22 protein-coding genes are annotated in these 23,263 nt (G+C 56.1%); 13 read left to right on the top strand and 9 right to left on the bottom strand.

Translation table 11 applies throughout. From position 1 onward, the window contains the following. Positions 1–111: 111 nt before the first annotated feature. From ABLV12_RS16885 to ABLV12_RS16875, 3 genes are all read left to right on the top strand, one after another. Entirely contained in the window at positions 112–1,035 is a 924-nt protein-coding gene (locus ABLV12_RS16885) for a LysR substrate-binding domain-containing protein (RefSeq protein WP_004101757.1), read from the top strand. Between the two features lie 307 nt (positions 1,036–1,342). Then, positions 1,343–3,715 (top strand): membrane-bound PQQ-dependent dehydrogenase, glucose/quinate/shikimate family, encoded by a 2,373-nt coding sequence (locus ABLV12_RS16880; protein ID WP_348867178.1) that lies wholly within the window; start codon positions 1,343–1,345, stop codon positions 3,713–3,715. Positions 3,716–4,007: 292 nt separating this feature from the next. Continuing rightward, positions 4,008–4,286, top strand: coding sequence for a hypothetical protein (locus ABLV12_RS16875; protein ID WP_004112710.1), 279 nt, complete (start codon positions 4,008–4,010; stop codon positions 4,284–4,286). Positions 4,287–4,338: 52 nt separating this feature from the next. On the opposite strand, the gene ABLV12_RS16870 is transcribed toward ABLV12_RS16875, so the two are convergent. The 4 genes from ABLV12_RS16870 to cybB all read right to left on the bottom strand — a co-directional run bounded on the left by ABLV12_RS16870 (position 4,339) and on the right by cybB (position 6,951). After that, positions 4,339–5,457, bottom strand: coding sequence for an S-(hydroxymethyl)glutathione dehydrogenase/class III alcohol dehydrogenase (locus ABLV12_RS16870; protein WP_004101749.1), 1,119 nt, complete (start codon positions 5,455–5,457; stop codon positions 4,339–4,341). 22 nt (positions 5,458–5,479) lie between these two features. Next, positions 5,480–5,755: a metal/formaldehyde-sensitive transcriptional repressor gene (locus ABLV12_RS16865; protein WP_004101746.1), complete on the bottom strand. Its 276-nt coding sequence runs from the start codon at positions 5,753–5,755 to the stop codon at positions 5,480–5,482. A 104-nt stretch (positions 5,756–5,859) separates the two neighbouring features. Continuing rightward, positions 5,860–6,333 (bottom strand): GNAT family N-acetyltransferase, encoded by a 474-nt coding sequence (locus ABLV12_RS16860; RefSeq protein ID WP_004101741.1) that lies wholly within the window; start codon positions 6,331–6,333, stop codon positions 5,860–5,862. A 90-nt stretch (positions 6,334–6,423) separates the two neighbouring features. Next, complete coding sequence (gene cybB / locus ABLV12_RS16855) at positions 6,424–6,951, bottom strand: cytochrome b561 (RefSeq protein WP_064396110.1); 528 nt, start codon at positions 6,949–6,951, stop codon at positions 6,424–6,426. Positions 6,952–7,166: 215 nt separating this feature from the next. Here cybB and ABLV12_RS16850 point away from each other — a divergent pair, with 215 nt between their 5' ends. After that, a complete protein-coding gene (locus ABLV12_RS16850; RefSeq protein WP_004101739.1) occupies positions 7,167–7,409 on the top strand; it encodes a DinI family protein in 243 nt (80 codons plus the stop codon). A 383-nt stretch (positions 7,410–7,792) separates the two neighbouring features. On the opposite strand, the gene ABLV12_RS16845 is transcribed toward ABLV12_RS16850, so the two are convergent. Next, the gene (locus ABLV12_RS16845) at positions 7,793–7,990 is read right to left on the bottom strand and encodes a hypothetical protein (RefSeq protein WP_004101732.1); all 198 of its coding nucleotides are present in this window, start codon (positions 7,988–7,990) and stop codon (positions 7,793–7,795) included. Positions 7,991–8,269: 279 nt separating this feature from the next. Between ABLV12_RS16845 and ydfZ the strand changes: the two genes are divergently transcribed. Beyond that, positions 8,270–8,473: a putative selenium delivery protein YdfZ gene (gene ydfZ / locus ABLV12_RS16840; RefSeq protein WP_004101729.1), complete on the top strand. Its 204-nt coding sequence runs from the start codon at positions 8,270–8,272 to the stop codon at positions 8,471–8,473. An 81-nt stretch (positions 8,474–8,554) separates the two neighbouring features. Here ydfZ and ABLV12_RS16835 read toward each other — a convergent pair whose 3' ends face one another. Continuing rightward, complete coding sequence (locus ABLV12_RS16835) at positions 8,555–9,526, bottom strand: sensor domain-containing diguanylate cyclase (RefSeq protein ID WP_004101728.1); 972 nt, start codon at positions 9,524–9,526, stop codon at positions 8,555–8,557. 131 nt (positions 9,527–9,657) lie between these two features. Further along, positions 9,658–10,584 (bottom strand): LysR family transcriptional regulator, encoded by a 927-nt coding sequence (locus tag ABLV12_RS16830; RefSeq protein WP_032705087.1) that lies wholly within the window; start codon positions 10,582–10,584, stop codon positions 9,658–9,660. An 86-nt stretch (positions 10,585–10,670) separates the two neighbouring features. Here ABLV12_RS16830 and ABLV12_RS16825 point away from each other — a divergent pair, with 86 nt between their 5' ends. Then, the gene (locus tag ABLV12_RS16825) at positions 10,671–11,165 is read left to right on the top strand and encodes a GNAT family N-acetyltransferase (RefSeq protein ID WP_004101724.1); all 495 of its coding nucleotides are present in this window, start codon (positions 10,671–10,673) and stop codon (positions 11,163–11,165) included. Positions 11,166–11,429: 264 nt separating this feature from the next. Next, on the top strand, positions 11,430–12,428 hold the full coding sequence (gap, locus tag ABLV12_RS16820; RefSeq protein WP_202030033.1) for a type I glyceraldehyde-3-phosphate dehydrogenase: 999 nt from the start codon (positions 11,430–11,432) through the stop codon (positions 12,426–12,428). Positions 12,429–12,666: 238 nt separating this feature from the next. Here gap and aldA read toward each other — a convergent pair whose 3' ends face one another. Together aldA and ABLV12_RS16810 are read right to left on the bottom strand one after the other, a co-directional pair. Then, positions 12,667–14,106, bottom strand: a complete 1,440-nt coding sequence (gene aldA, locus ABLV12_RS16815; protein WP_004101721.1) for an aldehyde dehydrogenase — start codon at positions 14,104–14,106, stop codon at positions 12,667–12,669. A gap of 266 nt (positions 14,107–14,372) precedes the next feature. Further along, complete coding sequence (locus ABLV12_RS16810; RefSeq protein ID WP_064396113.1) at positions 14,373–15,164, bottom strand: YdcF family protein; 792 nt, start codon at positions 15,162–15,164, stop codon at positions 14,373–14,375. A 383-nt stretch (positions 15,165–15,547) separates the two neighbouring features. Between ABLV12_RS16810 and ABLV12_RS16805 the strand changes: the two genes are divergently transcribed. The 6 genes from ABLV12_RS16805 (at position 15,548) to ABLV12_RS16780 (ending at position 23,260) form a co-directional block, all read left to right on the top strand. Continuing rightward, a complete protein-coding gene (locus tag ABLV12_RS16805) occupies positions 15,548–16,873 on the top strand; it encodes an MFS transporter (protein ID WP_004101717.1) in 1,326 nt (441 codons plus the stop codon). Positions 16,874–17,241: 368 nt separating this feature from the next. Further along, the gene (locus ABLV12_RS16800) at positions 17,242–18,516 is read left to right on the top strand and encodes a Glu/Leu/Phe/Val dehydrogenase (RefSeq protein WP_004112700.1); all 1,275 of its coding nucleotides are present in this window, start codon (positions 17,242–17,244) and stop codon (positions 18,514–18,516) included. 177 nt (positions 18,517–18,693) lie between these two features. Further along, positions 18,694–19,125 carry a MarR family transcriptional regulator gene (locus ABLV12_RS16795; protein ID WP_004101713.1) on the top strand — a complete coding sequence of 144 codons (432 nt, stop codon included), beginning with the start codon at positions 18,694–18,696 and terminating at the stop codon, positions 19,123–19,125. Beyond that, the gene (locus ABLV12_RS16790) at positions 19,125–20,777 is read left to right on the top strand and encodes an MFS transporter (protein WP_348867177.1); all 1,653 of its coding nucleotides are present in this window, start codon (positions 19,125–19,127) and stop codon (positions 20,775–20,777) included. Before ABLV12_RS16795 ends, ABLV12_RS16790 begins: the two co-directional genes overlap by 1 nt. Positions 20,778–20,798: 21 nt before the next feature. Then, positions 20,799–21,884 carry an HlyD family secretion protein gene (locus ABLV12_RS16785; protein ID WP_017145979.1) on the top strand — a complete coding sequence of 362 codons (1,086 nt, stop codon included), beginning with the start codon at positions 20,799–20,801 and terminating at the stop codon, positions 21,882–21,884. Then, positions 21,881–23,260: an efflux transporter outer membrane subunit gene (locus ABLV12_RS16780; protein ID WP_348867176.1), complete on the top strand. Its 1,380-nt coding sequence runs from the start codon at positions 21,881–21,883 to the stop codon at positions 23,258–23,260. Before ABLV12_RS16785 ends, ABLV12_RS16780 begins: the two co-directional genes overlap by 4 nt. Positions 23,261–23,263: the final 3 nt, after the last annotated feature.

The raw sequence follows: 23,263 nt of genomic DNA, 5'->3' as shown, positions 1-23,263 counted from the left end.
AAATCAACTTGTAAAATAATAATATAAAATGTTAATAATATTTTGCTATGAAGTTAACAAATTTAAACACCCTTACTTGTCACCGGTCAGCCTCAGTTCTTAACATTGATTATGCAAAAAAATGGTCTTTTCAGTCAGCGCATTCGCTTGCGCCATCTACATACCTTCGTGGCCGTCGCTCAACAGGGAACTCTTGGGCGCGCGGCTGAAACCTTAAACCTTAGCCAACCGGCTTTGTCCAAAACCCTGAATGAACTGGAGCAGCTTACCGGTACGCGGCTGTTTGAGCGCGGACGCCTTGGCGCTCAGCTCACGCTGGTCGGGGAACAGTTTCTTACCCATGCGGTGAAAGTGCTGGACGCGCTCAATACCGCCGGGCAAGCGCTAAATCGTAAAGAAGGCCTCAGCAACGACATCGTGCGTATCGGAGCGCTGCCAACCGCTGCGCTGGGGATTCTGCCCTCGGTGATTGGCCAGTTTCACCAGCAGCAAAAGGATATCACCCTGCAGGTCGCGACCATGAATAACACCATGCTGCTGGCGGGCCTGAAATCGGGAGAAATCGATATCGGCATCGGAAGAATGTCCGATCCGGAGTTGATGAGCGGTCTGAACTATGAGCTGCTGTTTCTTGAATCGCTGAAGCTGGTGGTTCGTCCGGGGCACCCGCTGCTGCAGGAAACCGTTACCCTGAGCCGGGTGATGGAGTGGCCGGTGGTGGTATCGCCAAAAGGCACACTGCCGCGACAGAATGCGGAAGCCCTGCTGCAAAGCCAGGGCTGTAAAATTCCCACTGGCTGCATCGAAACGCTGTCGGCCTCGCTCTCGCGCCAGCTCACCGTCGATTACGACTACGTGTGGTTCGTCCCCTCCGGCGCGGTGAAGGACGATCTGCGCCGTGGACTGCTCGCCGCGCTGCCCATACCCACTCAGGGCGCTGGCGAACCTATCGGTATTCTGACCCGCGTGGATGCCACCCTCACCGCCGGTAGCCAAACGTTGCTGAGCGCCATTCGCAAATCTATGCCGGTCTGACCGGCGTCTTCCGCTTTTCTCCCGGCGCCGCCCCTCCAGCCGCCGGGGAAACGCAGCCTCTTTTTCCAGCGATTCACTAACGTCATTCATCACAATAATCAATTAGTGCGAAATCATTCATTAACAATTGCGCAAATTTATTTAACAGATCTATCATAGCCACGATTTCACCAAATGGTTCACTCGAAATCAATAACAGCAAAAAACCCGCTTTTATGAAGGCCACGGTCACTTCATTCAAAAGAGTTAACTTGAAAATTTGATTCATCTGGTTCACGCCTGTTCAGGGGTGGTTAAGGAGACAAAAATGGCAACTGGCAACGTGCCGCGAGGGTTCCCACGGATCCTGCAGTGGCTTCTCGCCGGACTGATGCTGATCATCGGTCTGGCTATCGGTATTCTTGGTGCAAAGCTCGCCTCGGTCGGCGGGACGTTCTATTTTGCGATTATGGGCCTGGTGATGGTGATCGCCTCAGCGCTCATTTTCCGCAACCGTCGCGGCGGCATACTGCTGTATGGGCTGGCGTTTCTCGTCTCGATCGTCTGGGCGATTAGTGACGCGGGGTGGACTTACTGGCCGCTGTTCTCGCGCCTTTTCGCGCTCGGCGTGCTGGCCTTCCTGTGCGCGCTGGTGTGGCCGTTCCTTTCCCGCCAGCCTGCGAAAAAAGGGCCCGCGTTTGGCCTGGCAGCGGTGTTGGCAGTGGTCCTGTTGGCAAGTTTCGGCTGGATGTTCAAATCTCAGCCTCTGGTCAGCGCCAGCGAGGCGGTGCCGGTTAAACCGGTCGCCGCCGGCGAGCAGCAGAAGAACTGGGCGCACGGGGGCAACACCACCCACGGCGATCGCTTCGCCGCCCTCGACCAGATTAACAAACAGAACGTGAACCAGCTGCAGGTCGCCTGGATCGCCCATACCGGCGATATCCCGCAGAGCAACGGCTCCGGCGCGGAAGACCAGAATACGCCGCTGCAGATTGGCGATACGCTTTACGTCTGTACGCCCTACAGCAAAGTACTGGCGCTGGATGTCGATAGCGGTAAAGAGAAGTGGCGCTATGATTCAAAAGCCACCGCGCCGAACTGGCAGCGCTGCCGTGGTTTAGGCTATTACGAAGACAGCCAGGCCCAGGTGTCCTCTGCCGCCGATACGCAGCCGGCCGCCTGCTCCCGCCGTCTGTTCCTGCCAACTACCGACGCCCGTCTGATCGCCATTGATGCCGATAACGGTAAACTGTGCGACGCATTCGGCGACCACGGTATCGTTGACCTTAGCGTGGGGATGGGGGAAATCAAAGCAGGTTACTACCAGCAAACCTCTACGCCGCTGGTGGCGGGTAACGTCGTCGTGGTTGGCGGTCGCGTGGCGGATAACTTCTCCACCGGCGAGCCTCCGGGCGTGGTTCGCGCCTATGATGTTCACACCGGCAAGCTGGCGTGGGCATGGGATCCGGGCAACCCGAAACTGACCGGTGAACCGCCTGCAGGGCAAACCTACACCCGCGGTACGCCGAACGTCTGGTCGGCCATGTCCTATGACGCGAAGCTGAATCTGATTTACCTGCCTACCGGTAACGCTACCCCAGACTTCTTTGGCGGCGAACGTACCGCGCTGGACGATAAATACAGCTCTTCCATCGTGGCCGTTGATGCGACGACCGGACAGGTACGCTGGCATTATCAGACCACCCACCACGATCTCTGGGACTTCGACCTGCCTTCGCAGCCGCTGCTGTACGATCTTCCTGACGGTAAAGGCGGCACCACCCCGGTACTGGTGCAAACCAGTAAACAGGGCATGATCTTTATGCTCAATCGCGCCACCGGTGAACCAGTCGCCAAAGTTGAGGAACGCCCTGTCCCTGCGGGCAACGTCAAAGGCGAGCGCTACTCCCCGACCCAGCCCTATTCCGTTGGCATGCCAATGATCGGCAACGAGACGCTGACAGAGTCGGATATGTGGGGCGCGACGCCTGTCGACCTGTTGCTGTGCCGCATTCAGTTTAAAGAGATGCGCCATCAGGGTGTCTTCACCCCTCCAGGCGAAGATCGTTCGCTGCAGTATCCTGGCTCGCTGGGCGGGATGAACTGGGGCAGCGTGTCGGTTGACCCGAATAATAGCCTGATGTTCGTCAACGATATGCGCCTTGGCCTCGCCAACTATATGGTTCCGCGCGCCAACGTGGCGAAAGACGCCAGCGGTATCGAAATGGGGATAGTGCCGATGGAAGGCACCCCGTTCGGCGCCATGCGCGAGCGCTTCCTGTCGCCGCTGGGCATTCCTTGCCAGAAACCGCCGTTCGGCACGATGTCAGCGGTCGATCTGAAAACCGGCAAGCTGGTGTGGCAGGTTCCGGTGGGCACCGTAGAGGACACCGGTCCGCTGGGGATCCGCATGCATATGCCGATCCCTATCGGCATGCCGACGCTGGGCGCTTCGCTTGCCACCCAGTCCGGCCTGCTGTTCTTCGCGGGTACCCAGGACTTCTACCTGCGCGCGTTTGATACCGCCAACGGTAAAGAGATCTGGAAGTCGCGTCTGCCGGTCGGCAGCCAGTCCGGCCCGATGACCTATGTCTCGCCGAAAACCGGTAAGCAGTACATCATCATCAATGCGGGCGGCGCTCGCCAGTCCCCGGACCGCGGCGATTATATTATTGCCTACGCGCTCCCGGAGCAGAAGTAATCCTCAGGGCCCCAGCCGGGGCCCTTTTTACTGGCGAAGTACCTTTCCTGGATATTGCCCGGTGGCGTAAACGCCTTACTGTGCCTACCAGCGGTGGTTATCCACGGTGTTGCAGGTCGGGTCAGGCGCCAGCCGCTACCCGACATCACGACATCACGACATCACGACATCACGACATCACGACATCACGACAGCGAAATTGTCTTCTCATCTCCCTGAACGCGCCATTTTCATTCAGTCATGTTATTATTGCGAATGGTTATCAATAATAAAAACTGAACAAGGATAATGGATGAAAAGTTCAACCTGCCGCCTGCTCGCAGGCACCGTTTTGGCGTTAGCCGCTGCCTCCGCACAGGCGCTGAAGGCCCCGGAAGTGGACCTGCGCGATCCGACGATCTGGGAAGAGAAAACGGCCAATCCGCTCACCGCTGACCAGCCGCCCTGCGAGGTTTTTAGCGGCCCGCACTGCGCGGTCTGGGAAGATGAAAAATCTGATATTCAGCGAGAACGGGAGCGTCGGGAACAGCGGCGGTGGCATAGCGGTTATGAAAATTTGCGGCGAGAATAGCGTATATTCAGAAATAACCCGGGCAAGCCCGAGTTATGTTTGGACTGAAAAATCAGTTATCACCGAAATGGATGACGGTACGAATTGATTTCCCTTCATGCATCAGGTCAAAAGCTTCGTTGATCCGATCCAGCGGCATACGGTGGGTAATAAACGGGTCGAGGCGAATTTTGCCCGCCATCGCGTCTTCCACCATGCCCGGCAGCTGAGTGCGTCCCTTGACGCCGCCGAAGGCGGAGCCGCGCCAGACGCGCCCGGTAACCAGCTGGAATGGCCGCGTTTTGATCTCCTGGCCTGCGCCAGCAACGCCAATAATCACGCTTTCGCCCCAGCCTTTATGGCAGCATTCGAGCGCTGCGCGCATCACGTTCACGTTACCGATACACTCGAAGCTAAAGTCGACGCCGCCGTCGGTCAGCTCAACAATCACATCCTGAATCGGCTTATCGTAGTCATTTGGGTTGATAAAGTCGGTGGCGCCCATTTCTTTGGCGAGGGTGAATTTTTCCGGGTTAGTATCCACCGCCAGAATGCGCCCGGCTTTCGCCTGTACCGCGCCCTGAATCACCGCCAGACCAATGCCGCCAAGCCCGAAAACGGCGACGGTATCGCCCTCTTTCACTTTCGCCGTGTTGTGCACCGCGCCGATGCCGGTCGTGACGCCGCAGCCCAGCAGGCAGACTTTGTCCAGCGGCGCCTGCGGGTTTACTTTGGCCAGCGAAATTTCGGCCACTACGGTGTATTCGCTAAAGGTGCTGGTCCCCATGTAGTGGTAGATTGGTTCACCGTTATAAGAGAAACGGGTGGTGCCGTCCGGCATCAGGCCTTTACCCTGGGTAGCACGAACCGCCTGACAGAGGTTGGTTTTGCCTGATTTACAGAATTTACATTCGCCGCATTCGGCGGTGTAGAGCGGAATAACGTGGTCGCCCGGCTGCAGGCTGGTTACGCCTTCGCCAACCTCGACGACAATACCGCCGCCTTCATGACCCAGCACCGCCGGGAAGACGCCTTCCGGATCGTCGCCGGAGAGGGTGAAAGCATCGGTATGGCATACGCCGGTATGGGTGATCTTCACCAGCACTTCGCCCTTTTTCGGCGGCGCGACGTCAATCTCAACGATTGAAAGCGGCTGGCCTGGGCCAAACGCGACGGCTGCACGTGATTTCATATCTCTCTTCCTCGTGGTGATTTTATTTTAAATAGGATCGTAGCAGATGCCCGACTTCCGCCATTCTGGCGGCGCGCTGGTCTGGCGTCGTTTCGCCGCTAACCAGTTCGTCCTGCAGATGAATCTCAACCATCTCCCCCATCAGGCCGTTAGCGGCGCCGCGAATAGAGGCAATCTGTTGCAGAATGGTCATACAGGGTTCGCCAGATTCCAGCGCCCGCTCGAGCGCTTCAACCTGGCCGCGGATGCGCCTTACCCGGCTGAGGGCACGCTTTTTATCTTCAGGTGAATGTGGCATGGTGTCGCCCTCCATATCATATAGGGGGGTATACTATATTTATTATTGCCATGAGGCAAATGGCTTCGCCGCTTTAACCGTAGCATAGCGGCGAGAATTTGCGCTCAGTCGAGGCTAAGGATCATCGATTCACAGCGTAAGTCGGCGTTCGCCATGTTCGAATGCCAGCGCTTTTCGCCGGTTGAAGTGAATCCCAGGCGCAGATAAAAACCGGCCGCGTTTGGCGTTGCATCGAGGGTAATGTGCCTGAACTTGCGTTGTTTCGCCTCCCCGATAATCGCCGCCATAATCATGCTGGCGCAGCCTTTACCCTCCCAGGTCGGCAAAGTAAATATGGCTTCAACGCTACCCGCTTTGATATCCAGATAGCCGCTGGCGACTGGCTTGCCCTGCCCATCATCAACAACAAAAAATGGATTATCGCGCACCGCATGGCGATAACCTTCAGGCATGTTGTCGGGAGTCCAGGCCTGGAGGACTTCCGCAGCATAGCTTTCACGGCAGCCGTGGCGAATCGCCTGATTACGAACTTCCCAAAGGGCCGGAGCCTCTTCTGCGATGGCAAGTCTGACTTTCATACCCTTCCCCTTTTTTTATTGTTGATAACATTTTTATCACAATTAAAATAAAGAGCGACAAAAAACCCGCCGAAGCGGGTTTAGCGGGGTTTAATGCTTACGCGGCATCATCCGCAGCAGCGTGTTATCTTTCCAGAAATAATGGTGCATCAGCGCCGCCAGCGCGTGCAGGCCGATAATAAAGTAGCCGGTATTGGCCAGCAGCTCATGCCACGCTTTCAGATTATCCACCAGTTCAAAGTCGCTTTCCGCTGCGTGCGGCATGGTCAGACCAAAAGCGAACCACGGGTTGCCGCGATAGTACATCATGACCATGCCGATGATCGGCAGCGCGATAAACAGCAGATAGATCACCAGATGCCCGAGATGCGCGAAGCCGGTCATCATCGGCGATGGTTTGGGGACTATCGGCGGCGCCGGTGATTTCAGGCGCACGATCAGGCGCGCCACCATCAGAACAAAGATAGAAATACCGCACGAGACGTGAATCATATTAATGGCAGGCCGCGCGCTGCGCGGGAAAAAGCCCCGCAGCTCCATCGCCGCGTACGCGCCAATCACTAATAAAAAAACCAGCCAGTGGATGCCTATCTGCAGGCCAGAGTATTTATCGCGCATGGAAAACCCTTAAAAAGATGGTGATGGAGTCAACATAACCACCTTTTATTAAAAATTCATTAACTTTTACGTACTTATAAAAAAACAATTGCCCTACTCCGGCATTTGATGCAAAAGCAGAGATCGCGCCTGCGCGAGGAACTTATTCTGTCGCCTTGACGCTGTATATAATTACAGTACAATACTGGCTGTCATCAAAATAACCGGGATAACGCATGTTTGTAGAACTGATTTATGACAAAAGAAATTTCGAGGGATTGGCCGGCGCTAAAGAGATCATTCTTAATGAACTGACGAAGCGAGTTCACCGCATTTTTCCCGATGCCGACGTCCGCGTAAAACCGATGATGACTTTAGCTTCGATTAATACCGACGCCAGCAAGCACGAGAAGGAGCAGATCAGCCGCGCCGTGCAGGAAATGTTTGAAGAAGCCGATATGTGGATGCAGGAAGATTAACCGGGTTCCGGTAGATTTCGAATCGCGGTCTATGCCTTCTTAACCGCGAAGCCACTTGCGGGAATATTGACGAATAAGGCCTCAGGGAATCATGAACACATTTAGCATCATAGCTATCCCATTCTTTGCCGCAGCTACTGTTCTTCTGGCCTTAGCCGCGAGCCGAAAGAACCGAACCTGTTATATCGTTGGCGGCGTGTTAATGGCTTCATCCGTGGTTAACGCAGTGATTGGCATGGCGCTGTAGAGTCAGGTGGTAAAATGAGTTTTGTCTGGTATATGACGCTGATATGCATTTTTTTAGCCTGGCTAATGATGACTTTGCTCCCGGTGTAATCCCGGGTTTTCTGATACCCGGGCTTCGTTTATCTCTTTATCGGGGTTTATATCCCCTTTCGCACCAGCGTTGCCGCTTTTTTAAAAATCTCGTCCTCGACGCCATCTCCCTTCTGCCTGCCTAACCGCATCAGTTCCTCAACAATACTTTCCCGATTAATTGGCTTCTGGTCAGACACCAGGCCAATGACCGCTGCGCCAATCGCAAGCCCGATCAGCCCCGTTTGCTCGTCTTTGTTGTTCATCGTTCCGCTCCGTTATGCCCGCCAAAAGTTTAGCAGCCGCAACCGCGTCTGCAACCTGAGCATCCGCAACCATAGTGTACAAAGTCAAAGACCTGCAGAAGCATAACGCGCGGACGAACGGTCAGGAAATGGCCTTCGCTGACCGCTAAAAAGTGTGATGTTGATCAAAAACAAAAAAACGCCAGCCTCAGAGGCGTATTTGTATTACGTCCGTTGCCGGGAGTAAGCCTGGTGGTTAAGCGGAGTTTTATTTGCAGATTATTAAGAGGAGAAATAGCCATGATCACTTACGATCGTAACCGCAACCCTATTACTAACGGTAGTCAGGTAATGATTAACGGGACGGGTAAAACCGGTAAAATTGTTGCTATACATGCCAATGGTCTTACTCCTGCCCAGCTGCGTCGTAATAAGACAGTAGAAGTTGAAGGCGCTGAAGGCAAATTCGAGCCCGTTGAATTGATCCGTCTTGGACTCCACTAAGATTGCGTAAGCTGCGGCGATCACTCGCCTGAACCGCAGGGGATGCCGCAGACGCCCGGCAGACGACGTCTGGCGACACGCCTACCGGCGCTCTGCGCCATGGCTCGTTTTAGCCTGATACATCCGCCGGTCGGCCACTGCAACGATGTCATTGAGACTATGGTGCTCATGGGGATCGTATTCAACGCAGCCCCATGAGAACGCCAGCTGCCACGGATTACCCGCTTGCTGATTATACTCGGCAACATTCTGGCTAAGCTGCTCCATCGCCTTGTTCGCGGCCTGCTGGGCGGTATTGGCAAGCAGGATGATAAACTCATCGCCGCCCTGTCTGGCAATTAAATCCGACTCTCTGAAGGTAGACTTCATCACATCGGCGATTGCCGTCAGGGCTTTATCCCCTTGCTCATGGCCCCAGGTATCGTTAATCAGCTTAAAGCGATCGAGGTCGATAAACACCAGGCTCGCCGGTTCACTTCGCCGTCTGGCTGTTAACAGCGCATACTCCGCTAACGACAAAAATCCCCTCCGGTTAAATAACCCCGTCAGTTCGTCGGCGGTCGCCGCATCCAGCACCTTGAATTCATCTTCTACAATGGCGGCCAGGTCACTCAATATCTGAATTTCATGTCCGGAAAAAGCGCGCGGCTTATGATCCATAAGGCAGAACGAACCTACCGTCGCGCCGTCAGGTAGCTGAACCGGATACCCGGCATAAAAGCGAATAAACGGCGCTTCCGTCACCAGCGGGTTATCGTGAAAGCGCATATCCTGCTGCAGGTCGTTGACGATCAAAGGATCGGTTTGCAGAATGGTGTGCGCGCAGAAGGTGATATCCCTCGGCAGCGTATCTACATCAAGTCCGGCGCAGGATTTAACATGCAGGGTGTTCTCCCCGACGAGGCTAATCGACGCCACCGGCAGATCGTAGAGCGTACGCGCCAGCCTGGTCAGGCGATCGAAGCGCTCTTCTTTTCCGCTATTCAGCAACCCGGATGCCCGCAGCGATTGCAGACGACGCAGTTCATCTGGATGAGGTCCGGCTAATTTCAATTTGTCTCTCTTATCTTTTATGGATGAGCGGCGCAGCGCGTAGAGTCAATGCGCGCCTTGATTGTTAACACAGATTTTACATTTCTGATATCATGAGTTAAGCATATATCGCTGACTCGTCAAACCCGCCATCAGATGCCCTCCGGCGCCGCCCACTCCCGCAGCGTGTCTTTCAGCCACTGGCTTGCGCCGCGCTGACCGCTGCGCTTATGGGAATAGATTTTCACTTCAAATGGCGGCACCTCAAACGGCAGTTCAAAAATCTTCAACCCGGCGGTTGCGAGCATCTTTTCAGCAGCCGAGCGCGGCATCGCCATCAACAGTTCACTTTGCGCAATAATAAACGGTGCGCTCAGCATTGAGGGGGTTTTGATGGTGATATGTCGCGTGAAGCCCATTTTCGCCAGCTGCACATCGAGAACCCCCTGGCTTTCATTCCACGGAGTGACCACCAGATGCTGGGCCGCCAGATAATCCGCCAGGGTGAGTCTGTTCCGCCTTTCGTTACTCATCGCAACATAGTCATCCTGCAGCCAGCGAATCTCATCCAGTTCAGGATGTTCCGCTTCATTGAGCGCGCTGAAACCCAACGCCAGGTCCACCTCTCCGGCCAGCAGTTCCGTCAGCGCCGGACTATGCGGCAGATAACGCAGTTCGAAACGCAAACCCGGCGCCTGGTGGTGAAGTCTGGACATCAGGGTTGGAAAAACGCACTGCGCGGTGAAATCTGTGATCGCGATCTGTAGGCAGTCGGTACTGGCGGAAGCGACAAACTTTGGCTGCGGGGTGAGCTCCTGATTTAAAAACTTTAACGCAGATGATATCGACGGCGCGAGCTGGGTCGCATATACGCTGGGGCACATGCGGTGACCCTCACGATAAAAAAGCGGATCGTTAAGCGCCGCGCGCAGCCTGGATAGCGCGTGGCTTAACGCCGATGTGCTCATTGCTAACTCTTCCGCCGCCAGGCGGACCGAGCGATAGCGGTAGACCGCCTCGAATACCGGCAGCAGGTTTAAATCAAGACGGCGAAGGGCTGGATGCATAATATTCATCATTCAGTGATTTCATTGCACTTAATTCTTCTAACCTTAACGTTTATGCTTTGCGGTATCAAACTCACGACGGCACAACAGGTAATTCAATGAATATGACCATTCGTCAGGCCAGCCCGGCGGACGCAAAAGCAATTTATGACATGATTTATGAGCTCGCAGTGTATGAAAAAGCGCCGGAGCAGGTGGTTACCACGGTCGAGGAGATCCAGGCCACCCTTTTCGCCAGCGACAGCAAAACGGAAGCGCTGATCTGCGAGATAGAAAATAAGGTCGCTGGGTATGCGGTGTTCTTCACCAGCTATTCCACCTGGCTCGGACGCAATGGCATCTATATGGAAGACCTGTACGTCTCGCCCGAGTTTCGCGGCAACGGCGCGGGAAAAGCACTCTTGCGCACCATTGCTCAGCTAGCGGTTAAAAGAGAATGCGGCCGGTTAGAGTGGAGCGTGCTCGACTGGAACCAGCCGGCCATCGATTTTTATCTGAGCATTGGCGCGCTGCCGCAAAGTGAATGGGTGCGCTATCGTCTTGACGGCGCCGCGCTAGCCGCTTTTGCTGAATCAGGCGCTTTGGCCAGATAATCGCCATCGGATCGGGCGGGTCTTTACGGGTCCGCCCTTTCCTTTTCTCTGCGCAGCCAATATGCCCGTGGCGTATAACGCTGAAACAAAAAATTATTAGCCGTTTCCGTCATACCCTCAACCTCCCGGATTTACACGCTTTTCCCGCTATATCTAGCGGCCACCTTTCTCGCGGCAAAAAATTCGCTGGTTGCCCTATCCTGACTGCTGGACTAAGCCTGGAGAAGTTTTCACATCACGATTCAACTGACCTGGAGATTCTTCATGAGCAAACTCGGGATTAATGGATTTGGGCGTATTGGACGGCTGGTGCTGCGCCGGTTACTGGAGGTTAATAGTTCCTTAGAGGTGGTCGCCATTAACGATCTCACCTCACCGAAAGTGCTGGCCTACCTGCTAAAGCACGACTCTAACTACGGGCCTTTCCCATGGAGCGTTGATTTTAATGAAGATGCGCTGATCGTTGATGGCAAAAAAATCACCGTTTATGCCGAAAAAGAGGCCCAGCATATTCCGTGGAAAGCGACGGGCGCTGAACTTATCGTGGAGTGTACCGGCTTTTACACTTCATCAGAGAAAGCGCAGGCGCATCTGACCGCCGGAGCCAAAAAAGTTCTGATCTCCGCGCCGGCGGGCGATATGAAGACCATCGTCTATCACGTTAACGACGATACGCTGGACGCCAACGATACAATAATTTCTGTAGCATCCTGCACCACCAACTGCCTGGCGCCGATGGCGAAAGTGCTGAATGACGCCTTTGGTATTAAAGTGGGAACCATGACCACGATTCACGCCTATACCGGCACCCAGTCGCTGGTTGATGGCCCGCGCGGCAAAGATTTACGCGCATCCCGCGCGGCGGCGGAAAATATCATTCCGCATACCACCGGGGCGGCGAAAGCTATCGGACTGGTCATCCCTGAACTTAGCGGCAAGCTGAAAGGCCACGCTCAGCGCGTGCCGACCAAAACCGGTTCGGTAACCGAACTGGTGTCGGTGCTGGAGAAAAAAGTGACCGCCGAGGAGGTTAATCAGGCGATGAGGGAGGCGGCGGCGAACAATGAGTCATTTGGTTATACCGAAGAGGAGATCGTCTCCTCAGACGTTATCGGCAGCCATTTCGGTTCAATTTACGACGCCACCCAGTTGGAGATCGCAGAAGTTGGCGATCTCCAGCTCGTAAAAACCGTCGCCTGGTACGATAACGAATACGGTTTCGTGACCCAGCTGATTCGCGTGCTGGATAAATTCGCCAAATAACTCCCGGGGGCGACGCAACGCGCCTTGCCCGGGCTGCGAGACCGTAGACGGCTGGTAACCTGTAGCCCGGACAGATGCGCAGCATCGCCTCCGGGAATGTCTGCCACGTTCTGCACGTTTCTCCCGGGGGCGACGCAACGCGCCTTGCCCGGGCTACCGGACCGCAGACGGCTGGTAACCTGTAGCCCGGACAGATGCGCAGCATCGCCTCCGGGAAACGCGCCGCTCCTCTGCTAAATCAGGCCTGCAGATAGACCACCTGAGTTTGCAGATACTCATTCAGGCCGTGACGCCCGTCGGCGCCGCCAATCCCTGATTTACGCCATCCGGCATGGAAACCCTGCATCGCCTCGAAGTTCTCGCGGTTAATATAGGTTTCACCAAACTTCAGCCCCTTAATCGCCTTCATCGCGACGTTCAAATCGCGGGTATAGATTGACGACGTCAGCCCGTAATCGCTGTCGTTGGCCATCGCCAGCGCCTCTTCCAGGGTATCAAACGCCACGACCGGCAGTACCGGACCGAACGTCTCTTCATGAACGATATCCATCTCCTGGCGCACGTCCAGCAGCAGCGTCGGCGGATAGAAATAGCCTTTACCCTCCACCGCTTTCCCACCCAGAGCGATACGGGCGCCCTGAGCCACCGCTTTCGCTACCTTCTGCTCAACCCGCTCCAGCGCTGCGGCATTGATCAACGGCCCCATGGCAATATCGTCGCGCGCTGCCGGATCGCCAAACTGCACCGCTTTCAGCGCTTCGCCCAAACGGTTAACGAAGCGATCGTATAGCCCTTTTTGCACATACACGCGCTCAACGCAGTTACACACCTGCCCGCTATTAATCACGCGAGAATCGACCACCGCTTTTACCGCCAGCTCAAGATCCGCATCATCCATCACGATAGCCGGCGCTTTCCCGCCCAGCTCCAGGCATACTTTGGTGATGTTTTTCGCCGCCGCGGCCATGATCTTCTCCCCTGCGGTGACGCTGCCGGTCATGCTGACCATCGCGACCTTTGGATTGCCGGCTAGCTCCTGACCCACGGTTTCGCCGCGGCCCAGCACCAGATTAAAGACCCCTTTCGGCAGGCCGATATCATGAACGATTTGCGCAAAAGCGATGGCGTTATTCGGCGTAAACTCACTCGGTTTAATTACGATGGTATTGCCGGTAATCAGCGCTGGCGCCAGCTTGCGGGCAATCAGGAAGAACGGGAAATTCCACGGCAGGATGCCTGTGGTCACGCCCAGCGCGCGCTTGAATACCAGAATGTTTTCTCCCGGGCGGTCGCTTTGCACAATTTCGCCCTCATAACGACGCGCCCATTCGGCCATATAATCCAGGTAATCCGCGGTAAAGGAGACCTCTACCGCCGCCAGCTGCTGGATCTTCCCGCCTTCGGCGACAATCAGCGCGGCGATCTCGTCGGCCCGTTCGCGGATACCGGCAGCGATTTTACGCAGCCACCCCGCTCGCTCGATCGCAGGTAAGGCTTCCCAGCCCGGCTGAGCGCGCTCAGCGGCGAGAATCGCGCGCTGCGCATCTTCCGCGCTGCCGTCAGGAATACGCGATATGAGCGCTTCCGTGGCCGGATTGATCACCTCAATCCATGCATCACCGCGGCCGGCTTCAAACTGACCGTCAATATACATAGGGTGTTGAACGGGTGCTGTCATGGTCTGCTCCTCAGGATTATTGTTTTTAACAGGTGAAATAGATGTTAAAAATTATCGTCCAAAGGGCAAAGAGACAGGCCGGACGTTTGTTTTTGTGAGATATTTCATAAAAACAGACCAAGCCGGCGCTGAAAAAACCACAATTCAGTAACACTACCTGCCCGTTTGCGATATCGCCAACGCAAACGGGCAATGCGGCGGATACGTCCGGACCATCCCTGCGCTTGCCAAAGACAACGGCTGACTGACAGCGTTAAGGCTAATAGCTAAGCCAGCTGGCGTGCGCTCAATGTATCGGAAAGCAGACGGTCCTTGCGCAGCGTCTGCCACGCATCAATAATCTGCGGCGGAATATCCACATGAGCGATAAATCCCTTACCCAACGGGCCATAACCCTGCGGATTGTCCGCCAGCCGAGGCAGCTCGCCGAGGATCAGCGCCAGATAGCGTTCCACCGGCCACAGGCCGCTGCTATCGCCGCTAAAGGTGACGCCGTTATCGCCATTGCACAACACCGGCGAACACCCCGGCGCGCTGTACCACATCGGCGCATGCGCTGCGTCTTGCCAGACGCGGGCAAAGGTCGCCATCGTTCGCCGCTGCATAGTCGGGTCCTGGATCACCACGCCCGTTCGGTGCGTAATACCTCTCTGTTCCAGCATTTGCCGGGTAAAACGCGCATTTTCTCCACAGTTGGTGGAGCGGTCTTCCACGACAATGTATTCGCGAGGAATAGCCCAGAACCGGTGGGCAATATCGGCCAGAATGTGCGCCTCGGCGCGATCGGCTACCGGGATGGTGCAATAGCGCGGATCGTTCAACACCGCGTGGTATAAAAACGAAGTGGAATGCCCGATACCACCGCTGATCAGTAGCGGAACGGCGTGTTGCACCGCCAGCTGGCAGGCGAAATCAATGGTTGGGATCACCGCATTGCCCGCCAGCACCACGACATCGATTGATGGCTGCTGCGGCAAATCATGCTGCGCCAGCCAGGCCCCCAGCTGGTTCGCCGCGGCTAGCGTCGCCTCCGGCAGCGATGGAAAATGCTCCGACATGTTCTCTCCTTTGCGCCAATGTCACCCTTCACGGGATTGTGGACACCATGATAAACCGGAGCCGCCTTTAAGGGTTAATAAAGCCTGAGCGGTAACAAGATTGAAATAACAAGAAACGTCCAAAAACAGAACGGTTGCACTTCAATAACTCACCACCATACGCCCGATTTTTAGCGAATAAGTTCAAATAAACGGCTAAATAACGGCGCGATTCGCCGGTAAAAATGGCAAAAACGGCTCCCTGACGCGGCGACCAGACTTGCCAAATGCAACATACAACCCTAGCTTCCTTAACAATTAAATAACCTCATCGCTCGCCGGGTTGCACCTGAAAATCATCAGGTGTCACCGGGTTGTGATGACTCTGGGGGAGTAGCTAAAAGATGACCTTGCACGAGAGCAGCACCACATCAATTCTCAAGAAAAACAAAAAGGTGCTCATTGCCAGCCTCACCGGCAGCGCCATTGAATGGTTCGATTATTTCCTTTACGGTACGGCGGCGGCGCTGGTATTCAACAAGATTTTCTTTCCGATGGTCGATCCGGTCATCGGTTTAATCCTCTCCTGGCTCTCGTTCTCGTTGACCTTTTTCATTCGCCCGATTGGCGGGGTGGTCTTCGCACATATTGGCGACCGAATCGGGCGTAAGAAAACGCTGGTCCTGACGCTCTCCCTGATGGGCGGCGCAACGGTCGCCATCGGTCTGCTTCCCACCTATGAGATGATCGGTTTATGGGCGCCAGCGCTGCTGATAACCTTACGTATCGTTCAGGGAATGGGCATCGGCGGCGAATGGGGCGGTGCGCTATTGCTGGCCTACGAATACGCACCGGAAAAGCGCAAAGGTTTTTTCGGCAGCATTCCGCAGGCGGGCGTGACCATTGGCATGCTGATGGCTACTTTTATCGTCTCGCTAATGACCCTTTTCAGCGAAGAGCAGTTTCTCTCCTGGGGCTGGCGCATCCCTTTCCTGCTCAGCTCGGTGCTGGTTCTTATTGGTCTGTGGATCCGCAAAGATATTGATGAAACGCCGGAATTTAAACAGGTGAAGCAGTCAGGCCAGGTAGCAAAGGCGCCGCTGCGCGATACGCTCAAGTATCACTGGCGCGAAGTGCTAATTGCTGCGGGCCTCAAAGTAGTGGAAACCGCGCCATTCTATATTTTTTCGACTTTCGTGGTCAGCTATGCCACCACCACGCTGAGCTATCAAAAATCCCAGGCGCTTGAAGCCGTCACCCTCGGTGCGCTGGTTGCTACGGTTATGATCCCGCTGATGGGACTGCTTTCAGACAGAATCGGACGCCAGAAAATGTACACGCTCAGCGTGGTGCTGCTTGGATTGTTTATCGTACCGTGGTTTCTGCTGTTGGATACCCGCAGCACGTGGGGCATTGCGCTCGCCACGGTGATCGCCTTCGGTATTCTGTGGGCACCAGTTACCGCGGTATTGGGGACGCTCTGCTCCGAGATCTTCAGCGCTAACGTTCGCTACACCGGCATCACCCTTGGCTACCAGCTTGGCGCCGCGCTCGCCGGGGGTACCGCTCCGCTGATCGCCACCGGACTGCTGGCAAAATATGACGGGGACTGGATACCGGTCGCATGGTATCTGGCGGGAACGGTGGTGATTTCACTTATCGCGATTTTCTGCGCCAGCCGCTTAAAGCAGGCTCCCGGCGCTGTCGCCACCAGGAGCGAGATGTTATAAAGCCATTCGCTGCCGGCAACCCATTCACCCTGCCGGCAGCAGCCGAAGGATGCTCACTGCAATGCAACAAAGTCAACACACAAATATAGCGTTTTGTTCACTTTTTGAAGGAAGTCAAGATTCTGATAAATAGGGATAAAGGGTCAAAACTACGGCTTTAATGCACAAAGATGCATATTCATCCGTAGTCGACGCTGTTTTGCGTTTTTTTATTCACAAAAACTTCAACCCCACCGATAACGGCAGCATATTCTGCATTTTTGCCAAATACCGTCCCATTAAATTGGTGATAACATTCTTGTTACAGATTTTATGGCTGTATCTTTCCACGGTTAACAAAATAATTATCACTGCAAAACAGGACTCTTATGGAAAAGTTATCTTACGCTTCTGAAAGTAGTACATCTCCATGGACCACCTACCTGCGTCAAATCGATCGCGTCGCCCCTTACCTCGGCGATCTGGCCTACTGGATCGAAACGCTGCGCCATCCGAAACGCGCGCTGATCGTTGATATCCCGGTACAAATGGACGACGGAACCATTCGCCACTTCGAAGGCTACCGCGTCCAGCACAACCTCTCACGCGGTCCGGGTAAAGGCGGTGTGCGTTACCATCCGGATGTGGACCTGAATGAAGTCATGGCCCTCTCAGCCTGGATGACCATCAAGTGTGCGGCAGTCAATATTCCCTACGGCGGCGCCAAAGGCGGTATCCGGGTCGATCCGTTCTCTTTATCAGAAGGTGAACTGGAACGTCTGACCCGTCGCTACACCAGCGAGATCGGCATTATTATCGGGCCGCAAAAAGATATTCCGGCGCCGGACGTCGGCACCAACGGTAAAGTGATGGCCTGGATGATGGACACCTATTCCATGAACCACGGCACCACTATCACCGGCGTGGTCACCGGTAAACCGATTCATCTCGGCGGTTCGCTGGGCCGCGAAAAGGCCACGGGACGCGGCGTCTTCGTCACTGGTCGCGAAGTGGCCCGCCGCAGCGGTATCGAAATCGAAGGCGCGAAGGTCGCGCTGCAAGGGTTTGGTAACGTAGGCAGTGAAGCGGCCCGCCTGTTCGCTGGCGTCGGCGCGCGCATTGTGGTCATTCAGGACCATACCGCCACGCTGTATAACGAAGGCGGTATCGATATGGCCGCGCTGACCGCCTGGCAGGCCGAGAACAAGCAAATTGCCGGCTTCCCGGGCGCCCGCGAAATTGACAAAGAAGCGTTCTGGACGACGCCGATGGATATTCTGATCCCGGCGGCGCTGGAAGGTCAGATTACGCGCGAACGCGCGGAAACCCTCAGCTGCAAACTGGTGCTTGAAGGCGCCAACGGCCCGACCTATCCGGAAGCGGACGACGTGCTGGCCGAACGCGGCATCGTGGTGGTGCCGGACGTCATTTGTAATGCCGGCGGCGTCACCGTGAGCTACTTTGAATGGGTGCAGGATATGGCCAGCTTCTTCTGGAGCGAAGAAGAGATCAACGCCAAAATGGACCGCATTATGACCGATGCGATCGTTCACGTTTACGATAAAGCGGTGGAAAAAGCGTGCTCTTTACGTACTGCCGCCTATATCGTGGCCTGTGAGCGAATTCTGATGGCGCGTAAAGATCGCGGTATTTATCCGGGATAATCCCCCTTCTCAGCCCGGTTAAAGCCGGGCTGAGACCAGAACTCTCCTTCCTCCCTCCCAAAGCTTCTTCCACAATAAACGCACATACCGTTAACCTGTTTTTATCAATCGGACTTGAATTCTCGTTTTTGCCAGACATAAAATCATTAGAGCTCTAACGATATTGCAGACCGATCTATGGATAACCGACAGCTAAATTTCTCCCATCTTTTGTATTTGACCGCCCATCATTGGCGGCTGGCGGTCAACCGTCGCCTCAAAGACCTCGGCATGAGCCAGGCCAGTTGGGTCGCCGTTTCCGCTATCGCGCGCAACGCGCAGCCGCTATCGCAAAGCGAGCTGGCCCAGGAGCTGGGCGTCGAAAGCGCGACCCTCGTCCCGTTGCTTAATCGGCTGGTGGATTTGGGTCTGGTTGAGCGGGTGAAAACCGAACGCGACAAACGTAAACGGCTGCTGATCGCCACCGCTAAAGGCCTTGAGGTGTATCAGCAGGTAAAAACGGTAGCCGATGAACTGCGTGAGGAGATCCTCACCGCTATCACGCCCGACGAACAGCAGCAGACTCAGCGCGTGCTGGAGAAACTGCTGCGCGAGGTAGAGAAAAAATAATGCCTCGCCGTAAAGATAACCCCTATGTGCCCCACGACTGGGCTCCGCACGAAAAACCGGCGATCCTCGGCTCGCCTTCCACCCCGATTCACAGCACGCCCAGGCGCATTGCCTACGGGATCGTTGGACTGCTGGTCTGCCTGACCGGTGCGCTGGGCAACGCGGTGGTCACCGCTAACCTGCAACTGTTGCAGGGAACCTTTGCCGCCTGGTCCACCGAGATAGCCTGGCTTCCGGCGGTCTACGTGATGACGAACGTCTCTATCAACCTGCTGCTGGTAAAATTCCGTCAGCAGTATGGCCTGCGCGCCTTCACCGAAGGCTTTCTCGTCCTCTATGTGCTGGTGACCTTCTTTCACCTGTTCGTCAACGACCTTAGCTCCGCGCTGATGGTACGCGCCGCCCATGGGATGGTCGCTGCGGCGCTGAGCTCGTTAGGCATTTACTATCAGGTGCAGGCCTGGCCCGCCCGCCATCGGCTAAAAGCGTTGACTATCGGTATTACCGGCTCATCGCTGGCGATCCCGCTGGCGCGCCTGTTTTCCACCGAACTGCTGCAAATTGACGAGTGGCGCGGACTGTACTTCTTTGAACTGGGGCTGGCGCTGGTATCGCTGGCCTGCGTGATCGCCCTGAAGCTTCCCCCAAGCGATCGTAAAAAAGTTTTTGAGAAGAAAGACTTTATCACCTTCTTCCTGCTGGCGCCGGGAATGGCGCTGGTTACCGCGGTGCTGTCGCTGGGGCGTCTGGACTGGTGGTTTGAAGCGCCGTGGATCGGCTGGGCGCTGGCGGGAGCGGTGGTGCTCATCGTCTCCGCGATTGCCTTTGAACATAACCGCAGCAACCCGTTACTCAATATTAAATGGCTCTCCAGCGGCAGCATTCTGCGCCTCGGGCTGATTATGCTGCTGATCCGCATCGTGCTGGCGGAGCAAAATACCGGGGTCATCGGCTGGCTGCAGTACGTCGGCCTGCAGAATGAACAGATGACCAATCTGGCGTGGTCGATTTTCGCCGGCATCATCTGTGGCATCGTCGCCAGCTGTCTGACGCTCAACCCGCAGCGTCTCTACTGGCCCACCGCTACGGCGCTGGCGCTGATCATGATTGCCTCGCTGCTCGACAGCCAATCAACCATCCTGACCCGCCCGGAACAGCTAATGTTCAGCCAGTTCCTGCTGGGCTTCGGCAGCGCCTTTTTCCTTGCTCCGGCAATGCTGGCAGGGATTGGCGGCGTGATTGCCGATCAGCGCAATCTGGTAAGCTTCTCGGTACTGTTCGGCATGAGTCAGAATATCGGCGGTCTGCTGGGGTCGGCCATTCTCGGCACCTTTCAGACATGGCGGGAGAAGTTTCACTCCAGCCAGCTCGCCGACCAGTTGACCACCCTCAATCCGCTGATTACTGAACGTTTGCAGAAGTACAGCCAAATGTATCAAAGCCAGATTGGCGACAGCACCCTGCTCAACGTTCAGGCCACCACGCTGCTACAAAACGCCGCCACGCTGCAGGCCAATATTCTCGCTTACAATGATACCTATCTGCTGACGGCGGCGATTTCAGCCGCCACGCTGGTGTGGGTTTTCTGGCGCTTAATAAGATTACGTATTACCGCCCGCGTTGCGTTGAAGCGCGCGACGGGAAGCAAATAAAATTTTTACTCTGGAGTCATTATGAGTCAGCAGGATGCGGCCAAACAACAGGCCAACACCCGTAATAATATTCGCGTGGTATCTATTTTTACCGCCGCGGCAATTGGTATTGTCGGCGTTCTGGTTATTCTTTACGCCTGGCAGCTGCCGCCGTTTACCCGGCAAAGCCAGTTTACCGATAACGCCTACGTTCGCGGGCAAACCACGTTTATCAGCCCGCAGGTCAATGGCTATATTACCGAGGTCAAGGTTCAGGATTTTAATCAGGTGAAAGCCGGCGATGTGCTGTTTCAGATCGACGATCGCATCTATAAACAGCGCGTACATCAGGCGGAAGCCACGCTGGCGATGAAAGAGGCGGCGCTCAAGAACAATCTGCAGCAGCGCAAAAGCGCCGAGGCGGTCATCGTACGTAACGAAGCGGCGCTGCAAAACGCCCGCGCGCAAAGTCTGAAAACCCAGGCGGATTTAAAACGCGTTCAGGAGCTGACCGCCGACGGTTCGCTCTCGATCCGCGAACGCGATTCCGCCCGCGCCAGCGCGGCGCAGGGGACTGCGGATATCGAGCAGGCCAAAGCGACGCTGGAAATGTCGCGCCAGGATCTGCAATCGACAATGGTTAATCGGGATTCGCTGCTGGCCGACGTCGCCAGTGCGAGGGCCGCGCTGGAACTGGCGCAGATCGACCTCCAGAATACCCGCATTATCGCCCCCGCCGATGGTCAGCTGGGGCAAATATCAGTGCGCCTTGGCGCCTACGTGACCGCCGGGACGCATTTGACCTCGCTGGTACCGCCGCAGCACTGGCTGATCGCTAACCTCAAAGAGACGCAGCTGGCGGAGGTCCGCGTCGGGCAGCCGGTAACCTTTACCGTTGATGCGCTGAACAGCGAGAAATTCACCGGTACGGTGCAGAGCATCTCCCCGGCCACCGGGGTTGAGTTCAGCGCCATTTCGCCGGACAACGCCACCGGCAACTTCGTCAAAATTGCCCAGCGCATTCCGGTACGCATCGCCGTGGATGAGGGGCAGAAAAACAGCCAGCGCCTGCGGCCGGGGATGTCGGTGCAGGTCACCATCGACACCCGCGGGGAGGAGACGCGATGATTCGTCCGCTCACCCTCGCCGTTATTCTTGCGCTGGTTGGCTGCCAGTCAGCTGATATCCCACAGACCGCGCCGACGCTGCATATTCCCGCCGCCTGGCGCGCGGATATCGGCCCCGCCAGCCCGGTCGAGGGCGTGTGGTGGCGCAATTTTCACGACAGTATGCTTAATCAATACGTCGACCAGGCGCTACGCTACAACAGCGACGTGCTGATTGCCCGCGAACGGGTCAACGAGTACCAGGCGCGGGTCTACGCCGCCGACAGCAGCCTCTTTCCTTCACTAGACGCCGGACTGACCGGTACCCGCGCGCGGTCGCAGTCGGCCGCCACCGGTCTGCCGATCCACAGTACGGTGTATAAAGGCGCGCTAACCGCCAGCTACGATGTTGATATCTGGGGCGCTAACCGCAGCGCCGCCAGCGCGGCGGAGGCCAGTCTGGCGGCGCAAAAAGCCGCCGCCGCCGCGGCGAACCTGACCGTCGCCTCTTCGGTGGCGACAGGCTATGTCACTCTGCTCTCGCTGGACGAACAGCTGCGGGTAACGCAACAAACGCTCAAAGCGCGGGAAGATGCCTTTAATCTGGCGAAACGTCAGTTCGAGACCGGCTATACATCGCGCCTCGAACTGATGCAGGCGGATTCCGAACTGCGCTCGACGCGGGCGCAAATTCCGTCGCTGCGACACCAAATCGCCCAGCAGGAAAACGCGCTCAGCCTGCTGCTCGGCGCTAATCCTGGCGCCGTTAAGCGCAACGCCTTTGCCCAGCTGACGCCGCTGTCGCTACCGTCCCAGCTGCCGTCAACCCTGCTCAATCGCCGCCCGGATATCGTTCAGGCTCAGCGTCAGCTGGTGGCCGCCGACGCCACGCTGGCGTCATCGCAGGCGCAGCTGCTGCCGTCCATCAACCTTACCGCCACCGGCAGCATGCAGGATCGCACTCTGCCCGACCTGCTGGATAATCCGCTACGCTTATGGAGCCTTGGTGGCAGCATCCTGGCGCCGCTGCTCAACCGCCAGGCGCTGAATGCCCAGGTAGACGTGTCGATGGCCCAGCGCAATCAGGCGTTGTATAGCTACGAAAAAACGGTGCGCGGCGCGTTTAAGGAGGTCAATGACAGCCTTGATGCTATCGGCCGCTACGGGGAGCAGCTGACGGAGCTGCAGGCCCAGGAGGACGTAGCCCGGGAGACGCTGCGCATTGCCCAAAACCGTTATCGCAACGGCTACTCATCCTATCTTGACGTCCTGGACGCCCAGCGTACGCTGTTTTCCACCCAGCTCAGCGTGGTGCAGGTGAAAAACAATATGCTGCTGGCGCAAGTCGATTTGTACCGGTCGCTGGGAGGCGGCTGGTCTGATTCATCAGGGATGTAATAC

The organism is Klebsiella sp. CN_Kp100, assembly GCF_040065315.1.
GTDB lineage: Bacteria > Pseudomonadota > Gammaproteobacteria > Enterobacterales > Enterobacteriaceae > Klebsiella > Klebsiella oxytoca.
Note: the sequence above shows the minus strand (reverse complement) of the source record. Positions and strands in the feature narration are given on the sequence as shown.

Coding starts and splice junctions, on each gene's coding strand:
- cybB (WP_064396110.1), bottom strand. CDS start 6,951: ATGCGCGATAAATACTCTGGCCTGCAGATAGGCATCCACTGGCTGGTT.
- gap (WP_202030033.1), top strand. CDS start 11,430: ATGAGCAAACTCGGGATTAATGGATTTGGGCGTATTGGACGGCTGGTG.
- ABLV12_RS16865 (WP_004101746.1), bottom strand. CDS start 5,755: ATGCCACATTCACCTGAAGATAAAAAGCGTGCCCTCAGCCGGGTAAGG.
- ABLV12_RS16830 (WP_032705087.1), bottom strand. CDS start 10,584: ATGATGAATATTATGCATCCAGCCCTTCGCCGTCTTGATTTAAACCTG.
- ABLV12_RS16850 (WP_004101739.1), top strand. CDS start 7,167: ATGTTTGTAGAACTGATTTATGACAAAAGAAATTTCGAGGGATTGGCC.
- ABLV12_RS16860 (WP_004101741.1), bottom strand. CDS start 6,333: ATGAAAGTCAGACTTGCCATCGCAGAAGAGGCTCCGGCCCTTTGGGAA.
- ABLV12_RS16875 (WP_004112710.1), top strand. CDS start 4,008: ATGAAAAGTTCAACCTGCCGCCTGCTCGCAGGCACCGTTTTGGCGTTA.
- ABLV12_RS16785 (WP_017145979.1), top strand. CDS start 20,799: ATGAGTCAGCAGGATGCGGCCAAACAACAGGCCAACACCCGTAATAAT.
- aldA (WP_004101721.1), bottom strand. CDS start 14,106: ATGACAGCACCCGTTCAACACCCTATGTATATTGACGGTCAGTTTGAA.
- ABLV12_RS16845 (WP_004101732.1), bottom strand. CDS start 7,990: ATGAACAACAAAGACGAGCAAACGGGGCTGATCGGGCTTGCGATTGGC.
- ABLV12_RS16880 (WP_348867178.1), top strand. CDS start 1,343: ATGGCAACTGGCAACGTGCCGCGAGGGTTCCCACGGATCCTGCAGTGG.
- ABLV12_RS16825 (WP_004101724.1), top strand. CDS start 10,671: ATGAATATGACCATTCGTCAGGCCAGCCCGGCGGACGCAAAAGCAATT.
- ABLV12_RS16810 (WP_064396113.1), bottom strand. CDS start 15,164: ATGTCGGAGCATTTTCCATCGCTGCCGGAGGCGACGCTAGCCGCGGCG.
- ABLV12_RS16790 (WP_348867177.1), top strand. CDS start 19,125: ATGCCTCGCCGTAAAGATAACCCCTATGTGCCCCACGACTGGGCTCCG.
- ydfZ (WP_004101729.1), top strand. CDS start 8,270: ATGATCACTTACGATCGTAACCGCAACCCTATTACTAACGGTAGTCAG.
- ABLV12_RS16780 (WP_348867176.1), top strand. CDS start 21,881: ATGATTCGTCCGCTCACCCTCGCCGTTATTCTTGCGCTGGTTGGCTGC.
- ABLV12_RS16795 (WP_004101713.1), top strand. CDS start 18,694: ATGGATAACCGACAGCTAAATTTCTCCCATCTTTTGTATTTGACCGCC.
- ABLV12_RS16870 (WP_004101749.1), bottom strand. CDS start 5,457: ATGAAATCACGTGCAGCCGTCGCGTTTGGCCCAGGCCAGCCGCTTTCA.
- ABLV12_RS16805 (WP_004101717.1), top strand. CDS start 15,548: ATGACCTTGCACGAGAGCAGCACCACATCAATTCTCAAGAAAAACAAA.
- ABLV12_RS16885 (WP_004101757.1), top strand. CDS start 112: ATGCAAAAAAATGGTCTTTTCAGTCAGCGCATTCGCTTGCGCCATCTA.
- ABLV12_RS16800 (WP_004112700.1), top strand. CDS start 17,242: ATGGAAAAGTTATCTTACGCTTCTGAAAGTAGTACATCTCCATGGACC.